This window comes from Streptomyces sp. ERV7 (genome assembly GCF_001653515.1).
In the GTDB taxonomy this organism is placed as follows: Bacteria; Actinomycetota; Actinomycetes; order Streptomycetales; family Streptomycetaceae; genus Streptomyces.
Map to the genome: position 1 here is coordinate 1440575 of NZ_LYOY01000040.1, position 12174 is coordinate 1452748.

Here is a 12174-nt window from a genome sequence, read left to right on the forward strand (position 1 = left end):
CAGTCAGGGGTACTAGTGCGGACAGCAATATCGGCCGGAGTCGAGGGCCTGCGCCGGTGGTTCCGGCGCCCGGCACGGACGTGGGTGCGGCGTGCCGCGCTGGCGGCCGTGCTCCTCGTCATGGCGCCCATGGTGGTCGGCGCGGTCGCGCTGCGCAGCAGCTACGCGGGCGACCCCGGCGACGGCACCAGGACGCGCGGCCGGGACGCCATCTGGCTCGGCCACGCCTGGGTCGACGGCCGCAAGGGCGAGGCCGACCTGGACACCTTCGCCGCGCGCGTACGGGAGACGGGGATACGCGACCTGTACGTCCACGCCGGACCCCTGGAGCACGACGGGACGCTGCCCGCGGCCCGCTACCCCAAGGCGCGCTGGCTGGTCGACGGCGTGCACCGCAGGCTGCCCGGCGTGCGCGTGCAGGCCTGGCTCGGCGACAAGCTCGCCACCGAGTCCCCCAGGGGGCTGCGTCTGGAGCGCCCGGCCACCCGCGCCGCGATGGTCGACTCCTCCCGCCAGGTCCTGGCGGGCGGCGGGTTCGACGGCGTCCACTTCGACCTGGAGCCGATGCCCTCGGGCAACCGGCACTTCCTCGAACTGCTCGACGCGGTACGGCCCGTCACGCGCGCGGGGCACGCGACGCTGTCGGTCGCCGCGCACCAGATCGACCCGGTGCCCAAGCTGCACTCCGCCGCCCGCAGGATCGCCGGGCACCCCAAGTGGTGGTCGCAGGCGTACTTCGGGCAGGTGGCCAAGCGCGTCGACCAGATCGCCGTCATGTCGTACGACACCTCGATGCCGCTGGAGTCCCTGTACGGCGGCTATGTCGCCCAGCAGGCGGCGCTGGCGCTGGAGGTGACGCCCAAGGACACCGATCTGCTGATGGGACTGCCCTTCTTCCAGGCGGAGACCATGGGCCACCACGCCTCGGCCGAGACGGTCAAGGCGGCCGTGCGCGGTGTACGGCTCGGCCTGGGCCGTACCGACCGCCACCGCGAGCACTTCGGCGTGGCCCTCTACGTCGACTTCACCGCGCGCGACCGCGACTGGGCCGCGTACGACAAGGACTGGAACTGAGGCACGGCGGTACGGCGGTACGGCGGCGGGGCCCGGCATCCACTGATGCCGGGCCCCGCCGCCGTGTCCGCGCCGCGCCTAACTCCCGGACCGGCGCCCGATCTTGTTGCCGAGCCAGACCAGCGGGTCGTACTTGCGGTCCACCGCCCGCTCCTTGAGCGGGATCAGCGCATTGTCGGTGATCTTGATGTGCTCGGGGCAGACCTCCGTGCAGCACTTGGTGATGTTGCAGTAGCCCAGGCCGTGCTCGTCCTGGGCGGTGGCCTTGCGGTCCAGGCCCGTCTCGCCGGCCGAGTCCAGCGGGTGCATGTCCAGCTCCGCGATCCGCATCAGGAAGCGCGGGCCCGCGAAGGCGGCCTTGTTCTCCTCGTGGTCGCGCACCACATGGCAGGTGTCCTGGCACAGGAAGCACTCGATGCACTTGCGGAACTCCTGTGAGCGCTCCACGTCGATCTGCTGCATCCGGTACTCACCCGCCGCGACCCCCTTCGGAGGGACGAAGGCGGGAACTTCCCGCGCCTTCTCGTAGTTGAAGGTGACGTCGGTCACCAGGTCGCGGACGACCGGGAACGCCCGCAGCGGGGTGACCGTGATCGTCTCCTCGCGCGTGAAGACCGACATCCGGGTCATGCACAGCAGCCTCGGCCGTCCGTTGATCTCCGCCGAGCACGAACCGCACTTGCCCGCCTTGCAGTTCCAGCGCACCGCCAGGTCCGGGGCCTGGGTCGCCTGGAGGCGGTGGATGATGTCGAGGACGACCTCGCCCTCGTTCACCTCGACCGTGAAGTCCTTGAGGGCGCCGCCGCCGGTGTCGCCCCGCCAGACCCGGAAGCTCGCGTCATACGTGGTCACTCGTAGAGCTCCTCTTCGGCGAGGTACTTGACCAGCTCCTCTTTCTCGAAGAGGGCGAGCAGGTCGGCACGGATGGGTTCGGTCTCTGCGCGTTCGAGCCGGATCTGGCCCCGCACCGGGTCGGTGGCCGCGAGGCCGCCCGTGGGGTCGGCGAGCCGGCACAGCAGGTTGGCGCGGCGCCAGCCCCGGTCCATCGCGGGCCAGTCCTCGCGGGTGTGGCCGCCCCGGCTCTCGGTGCGCTCCAGGGCCGCGCGTGCCACGCACTCGCTGACCAGGAGCATGTTCCGCAGGTCGAGGGCGAGGTGCCAGCCCGGGTTGAACTGGCGGTGCCCCTCCACCCCGGCCCGCCGGGCCCGTACGCGCAGCTCGGCCAGCTTCTCCAGGGCCTGCCGCATCTCCGCGTCCCGGCGGATGATGCCGACCAGGTCGTTCATGGCCTGCTGGAGCTCCTGGTGGAGGGTGTACGGGTTCTCCGGCGCCGCGCCCTCCTGCGGCTCGGCACTGAACGGCCGCAGCGCCTCCGCCGCCGCCAGGTCCACCTGGGCCTCGTCGACGGCCGGGCGCGCGCCGGCCAGGGCCGAGGCGTACTCGGCGGCGTGCAGCCCCGCACGGCGGCCGAAGACCAGCAGGTCGGAGAGGGAGTTGCCGCCGAGGCGGTTGGAGCCGTGCATCCCGCCGGCCACCTCGCCCGCCGCGAAAAGGCCGGGCACCCCGCGTGCGGCGGCGGTGTCCGAGTCGACGGCGATGCCGCCCATCACGTAGTGACAGGTCGGGCCGACCTCCATCGGCTCGGCCGTGATGTCGACGTCGGCCAGCTCCTTGAACTGGTGGTGCATGGAGGGCAGCCGTCGCCGGATGACCTCGGCGGGCATCCGGGTCGACACGTCCAGGAAGACGCCGCCGTGCGGCGAGCCCCGGCCCGCCTTCACCTCGGAGTTGATGGCGCGGGCGACCTCGTCGCGCGGGAGCAGCTCGGGCGGGCGGCGGTTGTGGTCCGGGTCCTCGTACCAGCGGTCGCCCTCCGCCTCGGACTCCGCGTACTTCTCCTTGAAGACGTCCGGCACGTAGTCGAACATGAAGCGCTTGCCCTCGGAGTTGCGCAGCACGCCGCCGTCACCGCGGACGGACTCGGTGACGAGGATGCCCTTGACCGACGGCGGCCAGACCATGCCGGTGGGGTGGAACTGCACGAACTCCATGTTCAGCAGCGGTGCCCCGGCGAGCAGCGCGAGCGCGTGGCCGTCTCCGGTGTACTCCCAGGAGTTGGAGGTCACTTTGAAGGACTTGCCGATGCCGCCGGTCGCCAGGACCACGGCCGGGGCCTCCAGGACGAAGAACCGGCCGGACTCGCGCTCGTAGCAGAACGCGCCCGAGACGCGGTCGTCTTCTTTGAGGACGCGGGTGACGGTGCACTCCTGGAAGACCTTCAGACGGGCCTCGTAGTCGCCGAACTCGCGCTTGTCGTCCTGCTGGAGCGAGACGATCTTCTGCTGGAGGGTGCGGATGAGCTCCAGGCCGGTGCGGTCGCCCACATGGGCCAGGCGCGGGTACTCGTGGCCGCCGAAGTTGCGCTGGGAGATCCGGCCGTCGGGCGTACGGTCGAACAGGGCGCCCCAGGTCTCCAGCTCCCACACCCGGTCGGGCGCCTCGCGCGCGTGGAGCTCGGCCATCCGCCACTGGTTGAGGAACTTGCCGCCGCGCATGGTGTCGCGGAAGTGGACCTGCCAGTTGTCCCCGGAGTTCACGTTGCCCATGGAGGCGGCGATGCCGCCCTCGGCCATCACCGTGTGGGCCTTGCCGAAGAGGGACTTGCAGATCACCGCGGTGCGGGCGCCCTGCTCCCGGGCCTCGATGGCGGCCCGCAGTCCCGCACCGCCCGCGCCCACCACGACCACGTCCCACTGCTGCCGTTCGAGCTGCGTCATCAGAAGAACCTCGGATCGTCGAACGCCCCGGTGGCGAGGAAGTACACGTACAGGTCGGCCAGCGAGACACTGATCAACGAGGCCCAGGCGAGCAGCATGTGATGCTGGTTCAGCTTTCCGGCCCAGCCCCACAGCCGGTAGCGCACCGGATGCTTGGAGAAGTGCCGCAGCTTGCCGCCGACGATGTGCCGGCAGGAGTGGCAGGAGAGGGTGTACGCCCAGATCAGCACGATGTTGACGGTGAAGATCAGGGTGCCGAGGCCCATATGGCCCCACCGGTAGTGCTCGTCGCGGTAGGCGAGCACCGCGTCGTACGTGAGGAACGCGGCGACCGGCAGCGCGAAGTAGAACGTGTACCGGTGGATGTTCTGGATGATGAGCGGGAAGCGGGTCTCGCCCGAGTACTTCTTGTGCGGCTCGGCCACCGCGCAGGCGGGCGGCGAGGCCCAGAAGCCCCGGTAGTAGGCCTTGCGGTAGTAGTAGCAGGTGCCGCGGAAGGCGAGCGGGAAGATCAGGATCAGCAGGGCGGGGGAGAGGCCCCACCAGCTGCCGATCAGATCGGCGTTCGGGCCGCCGCGCATCGGGACGCAGTTGTCGGAGACACACGGCGAGTAGAACGGCGAGACGTACGGAGCGGCGTAGTAGTCGTCGTTCACGAAGGCCCGCCAGGTCGAGTAGACGACGAAGGCGAGCAGTCCGGCGGCGGTCACGGCGGGCGCCAGCCACCAGCGGTCGGTGCGCAGATGGCGGGGCGCGATGGCGGCGCGCGAGGCGTCGTGAACGCCGGTGAGCGGTTGGGGTTCGGTGCCTGTGGCCAACAGTGGCTCCAGTCGCGTGAGTCAGGGGGCGCGCCGGTCGCGGGCGCCCAGACCTTCGTCGTCCGAGTCCGTCCACAAGGAGGTGTCGTACGGCGTGTCCGGGATGGTGACCAGGTCGGGGCGTGGCTCGACGGCCGGGGCGGCGGTCTGGCGCAGCAGCGCGACGCTCTCGCGCAGATGGTCGGTGTCGGTCCGTATCCGGCGGATGTCCAGGCCGTCGTCGCCGACCTGTTTCTCCAGCCGCCCCACCGACCTGACCAGGTCGTCGAGACAGCGCTGAACTGCCGTCAACTCGTCCTGCAGGGACATGACGTGCCCTACCTTCCGCAGTGGCGGGCGGTGACCGGTCATTCCGGAGGGCGACCTCCGGATCCCCCCGAAAGGTCATGCGCCTGAGAGTGTCGCGCGTCACTTCGGTGATTGTGAAGGTGTGTGCACCGGGTTCCGGGGGCGCACACCGACCCGTACGCGCCGTCATTGCGCCGCACGGGTGGGATCCGGCCGCCGCCGCGCCGTGTCGCCGTACGGGCGGGGGCGCCGTCCTCTTCAGTGAGTGGGCAATACGTGTGATCATCGCGAAATGCCACCAAGCAAACAAAAACTGACGAAGAGGTACAAACATGCCCCACGTCGGCGTCCAGCGCGGGAGGGCATCCCGGGCGGTCCGCACCGTCGCCGCGATCCGCACCGCCGCGTCGCTCCGGTCCGTCGCGCTCCTCACCTCCGGTGTGCTGGCGCTGCCCGCACTGGCCGGCTGCTCCTCGGGTGACGACGAGGCCGGCACGGTCACCGCCCCCCAGGACATCGGTGCGGCGGCCCGGCCCCAGATCGCCGACGGGGGCACCCTGCGCTGGGCCGTCGACGCGCTGCCCCAGACGCTCAACGTCTTCCAGGCCGACGCCGACGCCGCCACCACCCGGATCACCGGCGCGGTGCTGCCGTCCCTCTTCACCCTGGACGAACGCGGCCGCCCGCAGCGCAACCCGGACTATCTGGAGCGCGCGGAGATCGTGCAGCGCGAGCCCAAGCAGGTCGTGCTCTACAAGCTGAACCAGAAGGCGGTGTGGAGCGACGGCCGGGAGGTCGGCGCACCCGACTTCGTCGCCCAGTGGCGCGCGCTGAGCGGCCGCGACACGGCGTACTGGACCGCGCGCAACGCCGGGTACGAGCGGATCGAGAAGATCGAGAAGGGCGCCAACGACCTGGAGGTCAAGGTCACCTTCGCCAAGCCGTACGCGGACTGGCGCGCCCTGTTCAGCCCGCTCTACCCGAAGGACGTCACCGGTACCCCGGACGCCTTCAACGACGGCGCCCGCACCAAGCTGAAGGCCACCGCAGGACCGTTTCTCCTGAAGGCGTCGGACCGCGACAAGGGCACCTTCACCCTGGCCCGCAACCCGCGCTGGTGGGGCCGTCCGAGCAAGCTCGACGAACTGGTCCTCCGGGCCGTGCCGCGCGACAAGCGGGTTGCCGCCCTCGCCGAGGGCAGCCTGGACGTGGCCGAGATCGACCGGTCCGCCGCCGACCGCATCACCCTGGCCGGGCGCGACAAGGGCGCGGGCCGGGGCAACGACGGCCCCGGGCTCACGCACGGCCCCGGCTCCGCCATCACCCCGGCCTCCGCGCTGCGCTCCTGGGCGATCGCGCACGGCTCCGACGAGGAGCGGGCCGAGAGCGAGGTGCGGGCGCGCAGGCAGACCCGCGAGGCCGTCGAGCGGTACGCGGACGAGCAGGAGGGGCTCGCGGGGCTCACCATCCGCAAGTCCCTTGAGCCCGCCTACACCCAGCTCGCCCTCAACGGCAGCTCCGGCCCGCTCGCCGACGAACGGGTGCGCCGGGCGGTGGCCCGGGCGCTGGACCGCCAGGAGCTCGCGGAGATCGTGCTCAAGCCGCTCGGGCTGCCCGCCCGGCCGCCCGGCAGCCATCTGGCGCTGGCGGGCCAGCCCGCGTACGCCGACAACAGCGACGCGCTCGGCGGCCAGGACACCCACGAGGCGCAGGCCCTGCTCGGGGACGCGGGCTGGACCCCGGGCGGCGCCCGGCAGAAGCCCGGCACGACCAAGGCGGGCAGCAAGGCGTCCGGCGCCAACGCGGACGACGACGCCAAGCGGGAGAGCGCCGGGGACGGCGGCTCGAACGACGACGGCACGTACATCGTCGGCGACGACAAGGGCAGAAGGGTCCGGCCGGGCCCCGATCTGTACGTCCTGGGCGGCGCGAGGGTCGGCGAGGGTCCCTACTACGCGGACGGGGGGAGGCCCGCGGCCTCCTCCGAGGACGGCCTGGACGCGGCGGGCGGCGACGACCGGCCCGGCGACAACCGCCCCGGCGGCTCCGGCCCCGGCGCCGACACGCATGTGCTCGCCCCGGCCCGCGCGGCCGCGCTCCAGGAGATCGCCCTGATGCGCCAGGCGGACGCGCTGGACGACTCCGCCCACGGCCACCGCGGCGGGGCGGGGGGGGGGGGAGGGGGCCCGCCGCACCGAGGCCCAGCACAAGGGCGGCGCCCCCGGCGCGTACGCCCCCAAGGGCACCGCCGCCCCCGCGGCGGGCGGCCCGCTCGGCAAGGACGGCAAGCCGCTCACCCTCCGCTTCGTCCTGCCGTCGGGCGCGGGCTCGGAGTCGCTGCGGGCGGTGGGCGACCGGATCGCCCAGATGCTGAAGGCCGTGGGGATCAGCACCGAGATCTCCAAGGTGGCCGACGACAGCTACTTCAAGGACCACATCGCCTCGGGCGACTTCGACCTGGCGCTCTACTCCTGGCCCGGCACCGCCTACCCGGCCACCGACGACCGGCCGGTCTTCGCCAAGCCGGAGCCCGCCTCGGACGGCTCACTGGTCGTGGAGCAGAACTACACCCGGGTCGGCACCGACCATATCGATCAGCTGTTCGATCAGGCGGCCGGGGAGCTCGACGAGGACGAGGCCCGCGATCTGGTGCGCAAGGCGGACGCCCGGATCTGGGCGGCGGCCGGATCCATCCCCCTCTACCAGCGCCCCCAGCTGGTCGCGGTGAAGCCCAACGTCGCCAATGCGGGAGCGTTCGGCTTCGCCGCCCCGTACTTCCAGGACATCGGCTTCAAGAAGGCGGAAAGCGCCCCGAAGGGTCCGAAGAAGTAGCAGAAGTGATCAGCGATCGTCTGGAGAAGTAGCAGGTCAGAACCTCAGAACTGGCTCAAGTCCCTTGCCCGCCGGTCCGCCGGCGGGCAAGGTCGTACCTGCCCTTGACCCGGCCTTGAGGCTGCCTCGACCAGGGCTCCTCGCAGCTCCCCGCACCCCGCGAAACGATCATAGGTTCGGCCCGGGAGGCCTCCGGCGCGCCAGCCCCGTACCATAGGACTAGCCGTGGCGTGTCCGCGCCCGGCGGGCGGACGAGGCTTCGACCGTCTGACGCCTGATTCCCGATCGAGAGAAGCGCCAGCCAGCATGCCCACGCGCCACGACATCCGCAATGTCGCCATCGTCGCCCACGTCGACCACGGTAAGACGACCATCGTCGACGCCATGCTCAAGCAGGCGGGTGCGTTTGCCGCGCACCAGCACCTCGACGACCGCATGATGGACTCGAACGACCTGGAGCGTGAGAAGGGCATCACGATCCTGGCGAAGAACACCGCCGTCAAGTACCACCCCAAGGACGGCGGGGCCCCCATCACGATCAACATCATCGACACCCCCGGCCACGCCGACTTCGGCGGTGAGGTCGAGCGCGGTCTGTCGATGGTGGACGCCGTCGTGCTCCTCGTCGACGCCTCCGAGGGCCCGCTGCCGCAGACCCGCTTCGTGCTGCGCAAGGCGCTCCAGCAGCGGCTGCCCGTCATCCTCTGCATCAACAAGACGGACCGCCCGGACTCCCGCATCGACGAGGTCGTCAACGAGACGTACGACCTCTTCCTCGACCTGGACGCCGATGAGGACCAGATCGAGTTCCCGATCGTCTACGCCTGCGGCCGTGACGGCATCGCCTCGCTGACCAAGCCCGACGACGGCACGGTCCCGGCGGACTCCACCAACCTGGAGCCGTTCTTCTCCACGATCCTGGAGCACGTCCCGGCCCCGACGTACGAGGAGGACGCGCCGCTCCAGGCCCACGTCACCAACCTCGACGCCGACAACTTCCTCGGCCGTATCGCGCTGCTCCGCGTCGAGCAGGGCGAGCTGCGCAAGGGCCAGACGGTGGCCTGGATCAAGCGCGACGGCTCGATCTCGAACGTCCGCATCTCCGAGCTGATGATGACCGAGGCGCTCACCCGCAAGCCGGCCGAGGTGGCGGGCCCCGGTGACATCTGCGCCGTCGCCGGTATCCCGGACATCATGATCGGCGAGACGCTGGCCGACCCGGAGAACCCGATCGCGCTGCCGCTGATCACGGTCGACCAGCCGGCCATCTCCATGACCATCGGCACCAACACCTCGCCGCTCGTCGGCCGTGGCGGCACCGGCAAGGGCGCGGACGCCAAGTCCGCCGTCAAGGACCGCAAGGTCACCGCCCGCCAGGTCAAGGACCGCCTCGACCGCGAGCTGGTCGGTAACGTCTCGCTGCGCGTGCTGGACACCGAGCGCCCCGACGCCTGGGAGGTCCAGGGCCGTGGTGAGCTCGCGCTCGCCATCCTGGTCGAGCAGATGCGCCGCGAGGGCTTCGAGCTGACCATCGGCAAGCCGCAGGTGGTCACCAAGCAGGTCGACGGCAAGACCCACGAGCCGGTCGAGCGCCTCACGGTGGACGTCCCCGAGGAGCACATGGGCGCGGTCACGCAGCTCATGGGCGTCCGCAAGGGCCGTATGGACAACATGTCCAACCACGGCTCCGGCTGGGTCCGCATGGAGTTCGTCGTCCCGTCCCGCGGCCTCATCGGCTTCCGTACGGAGTTCCTGACCAACACCCGCGGTACGGGCATCGCCCACTCGATCCACGAGGGCCACGAGCCGTGGTTCGGCAACCTGGTGACCCGTAACAACGGCTCGCTGGTCGCCGACCGCGCCGGTGCGGTCACGCCGTTCGCGATGATCAACCTCCAGGAGCGCGGTGTGCTGTTCACCGAGCCCGGCACCGAGGTGTACGAGGGCATGATCGTCGGTGAGAACTCGCGCTCCGACGACATGGACGTGAACATCACCAAGGAGAAGAAGCTCACCAACATGCGTGCGGCTTCCGCGGACAACACCGAGAACGTGGTGCCCCCGCGCAAGCTCTCCCTGGAGCAGTCCCTGGAGTTCTGCCGCGACGACGAGTGCGTCGAGGTGACCCCGGAGGCCGTCCGTATCCGGAAGGTCGTCCTGGACCAGAAGGAGCGCGGCCGCACGGCCTCGCGCGCCAAGCACGGCTGAGCGTAGTCCGGTCGGTCTCCACGGCCCGGCTCTCCGCGATCTTCGCGGGGCGCCGGGCCGTTGTCGTACGGTGGGTCCGCGTGCGGTCGCGCAGACTGCCTTCCGCCTGTCGCGGGGTCAAGTTGTTTTCCCCTACATCCTGTTCGGATATCGAGCGCCGCTCTCCGGAAGATGTGTTAACGGTCCGTTTCGGGCGTGTCTGTCTGTGCTCTGTTTGTCCGGATTTCGGACTGTTGGCCTGAGCTGATGTTGTCAAAACGAGACCCTTTAAGTGTGGTTTACAGCCCGGCCGTACTTAATAGTTGGCTCCATTGAGCTCGGGTCAATGGGTCACGCACTGTGGGGAGTGCCGACTCACGAGCACACTCGGGGCGCTTCAACGATCGCCGTCAGGGGTGTCGGCGATCTTTTTGTGCCCCTCTTGTTGTGACAAGTGGACTCATGAGGAGGAACCCATGCGTGGTGCCAAGAGCGCCAAGTGGGTCGCGGGTGCGGCGGTCGTCGCCCTGGCTGCGACTGCCTGTGGTGGCGGCGACGGTGACAGCAAGGGCAAGGGGGGTTCGAACGGCGTCATCTCCATGGAGATCGGCGAGCCGCAGAACCTGCTCGTGCCCTCGAACACCTACGAGACCGAGGGCGGACAGGTCATTCACGCCCTGTTCACCGGGCTCACCAAGCTGAACGAGAAGAGCGAGGTCGTCAACGACCTCGCGCAGTCCGTCGAGACCAAGGACTCCAAGGTCTGGACGATCAAGCTGAAGCCCGGCTTCACCTTCCACAACGGTGAGGCCGTCACGGCGAAGTCCTTCATCGACGCCTGGAACTACGGCGCCAACCAGGACAACGCCCAGCAGACGAACCCCCTCTTCTCGCACATCCAGGGTTACAAGGACCTCAACCCCGGACCGAAGAAGAAGGTCGCCGCCAAGGAGATGTCCGGCCTCAAGGCCGTCGACGACAACACCCTCCAGGTGACGCTGGAAGCGCCGTTCTCGGCGTTCCCGGCCCAGCTCTCCTTCTCGGCGTTCTCGCCGCTGCCGAAGGTGTTCTTCAACGACCCGAAGGGCTTCGGCGAGGCCCCGATCGGCAACGGGCCGTTCAAGATGTCGGGCAAGTTCCAGCACGACGAGAAGATCAGCGTCGTGAAGTACGACAAGTACCCGGAGGCCTCGAAGATCGAGGTCAAGGGTGTCGACTTCAAGATCTACTCGAACCTGGACACGGCGTACAAGGACCTCCTCGCCAACAACATCGACTTCCACATCGCGATCCCGGACTCGGCGCTCGCGACGTACAAGAAGGACCTGGACAACCGTGTCATCGACACGCCGGACTCCAGCGTTGGCTTCATCGGCTTCCCGCTGAAGTACAACGAGGCCTTCAAGAAGCCTGAGCTGCGCAAGGCGCTGTCGATGGCGATCGACCGGAAGACCATCGCGGAGAAGATCTTCCAGGGTGCCCGCACCCCGGCCGACGACTTCATCAGCCCGATCATCCAGGGCTACCGCAAGGGCGCCTGCGGCGAGGCGTGCACCTTCGACCCGACCAAGGCGAAGGCGCTGTTCGACCAGGCCGGCGGTCTGCCGAACAACACGCTGGAGATCGGCTACAACGCCGACGGCGGCCACAAGGCGTGGGTCGAGGCCGTCGCCAACATGCTGCAGCAGAACCTGGGCCTCAAGGTCACCGCCAAGCCGTTCGAGAAGTTCCAGGCGATCCTGAACGACCTCGACGCCAAGAAGTACCAGGGCGGGTTCCGCATGGCGTGGAACATGGACTACCCGGACATGGAGAACTACCTCCGTCCGATCTTCTCCAAGGACGCCATCGAGAACGGCTCCAACTACGCGGGCTACGTGAACGAGGACTTCGAGAAGCTCCTCGTCGAGGGCGACAAGGCCCCGTCCAAGGACGAGGCCATCAAGAAGTACCAGGCTGCGGACGACATCCTCGCGAAGGACCTGCCGTACATCCCGGTCTACTTCTACAAGCTCAACGCGGGCTTCAGCTCGAAGATCAAGAGCATCAGCGTTGCCGGTCACAACGTCCTCTGGGACACCGTCAAGCTCAGCTGATCCAGCTCAAGTCCCGTGAAGTAGTTGCGGGCCGAGGGTGGGCAGGGGGAGTCCGGTCCGGGTCTCTCCCTGCCCACCCTGTCTGCCGTCCGCCTTGTCCGT

At 69.5% G+C, this 12174-nt stretch carries 7 protein-coding genes and 1 pseudogene; 4 read left to right on the plus strand and 4 right to left on the minus strand.

The window, feature by feature from the left end; all coding sequences use genetic code 11:
* The first annotated feature begins 120 nt into the window (after positions 1–120).
* Entirely contained in the window at positions 121–1074 is a 954-nt protein-coding gene (locus A8W25_RS21145; protein ID WP_107470767.1) for a glycosyl hydrolase family 18 protein, read from the plus strand.
* A 78-nt stretch (positions 1075–1152) separates the two neighbouring features.
* Here the strand turns inward: A8W25_RS21145 and A8W25_RS21150 are convergent, their stop codons facing one another.
* The 4 genes from A8W25_RS21150 to A8W25_RS21165 are packed head-to-tail and all read right to left on the minus strand — an operon-like array spanning position 1153 to position 4978.
* Positions 1153–1926 (minus strand): succinate dehydrogenase/fumarate reductase iron-sulfur subunit, encoded by a 774-nt coding sequence (locus A8W25_RS21150; protein WP_067163653.1) that lies wholly within the window; start codon positions 1924–1926, stop codon positions 1153–1155.
* On the minus strand, positions 1923–3851 hold the full coding sequence (locus tag A8W25_RS21155) for a fumarate reductase/succinate dehydrogenase flavoprotein subunit (RefSeq protein WP_067163655.1): 1929 nt from the start codon (positions 3849–3851) through the stop codon (positions 1923–1925). Before A8W25_RS21155 ends, A8W25_RS21150 begins: the two co-directional genes overlap by 4 nt.
* On the minus strand, positions 3851–4669 hold the full coding sequence (locus tag A8W25_RS21160) for a hypothetical protein (RefSeq protein WP_067163657.1): 819 nt from the start codon (positions 4667–4669) through the stop codon (positions 3851–3853). The genes A8W25_RS21155 and A8W25_RS21160 overlap by 1 nt, the downstream gene beginning before the upstream one ends.
* Positions 4670–4690: 21 nt before the next feature.
* Entirely contained in the window at positions 4691–4978 is a 288-nt protein-coding gene (locus A8W25_RS21165; protein WP_067163658.1) for a hypothetical protein, read from the minus strand.
* Between the two features lie 311 nt (positions 4979–5289).
* On the opposite strand from A8W25_RS21165, the pseudogene A8W25_RS21170 reads away from it, so the two are divergent.
* The 3 genes and pseudogenes from A8W25_RS21170 to A8W25_RS21180 all read left to right on the plus strand — a co-directional run bounded on the left by A8W25_RS21170 (position 5290) and on the right by A8W25_RS21180 (position 12072).
* Positions 5290–7789 (plus strand): annotated as a pseudogene (locus A8W25_RS21170) (ABC transporter family substrate-binding protein).
* A gap of 306 nt (positions 7790–8095) precedes the next feature.
* Positions 8096–9997 (plus strand): translational GTPase TypA, encoded by a 1902-nt coding sequence (gene typA / locus A8W25_RS21175; protein WP_067163660.1) that lies wholly within the window; start codon positions 8096–8098, stop codon positions 9995–9997.
* A gap of 455 nt (positions 9998–10452) precedes the next feature.
* Complete coding sequence (locus A8W25_RS21180) at positions 10453–12072, plus strand: peptide ABC transporter substrate-binding protein (protein WP_067163661.1); 1620 nt, start codon at positions 10453–10455, stop codon at positions 12070–12072.
* The last annotated feature ends 102 nt before the right edge of the window (positions 12073–12174 follow it).

Bases quoted from the DNA above. Each gene is read 5' to 3' on its own strand.
- A8W25_RS21145 (WP_107470767.1), top strand. From the start codon at position 121: ATGGCGCCCATGGTGGTCGGCGCGGTCGCGCTGCGCAGCAGCTACGCG.
- A8W25_RS21155 (WP_067163655.1), bottom strand. From the start codon at position 3,851: ATGACGCAGCTCGAACGGCAGCAGTGGGACGTGGTCGTGGTGGGCGCG.
- A8W25_RS21165 (WP_067163658.1), bottom strand. From the start codon at position 4,978: ATGTCCCTGCAGGACGAGTTGACGGCAGTTCAGCGCTGTCTCGACGAC.
- typA (WP_067163660.1), top strand. From the start codon at position 8,096: ATGCCCACGCGCCACGACATCCGCAATGTCGCCATCGTCGCCCACGTC.
- A8W25_RS21180 (WP_067163661.1), top strand. From the start codon at position 10,453: ATGCGTGGTGCCAAGAGCGCCAAGTGGGTCGCGGGTGCGGCGGTCGTC.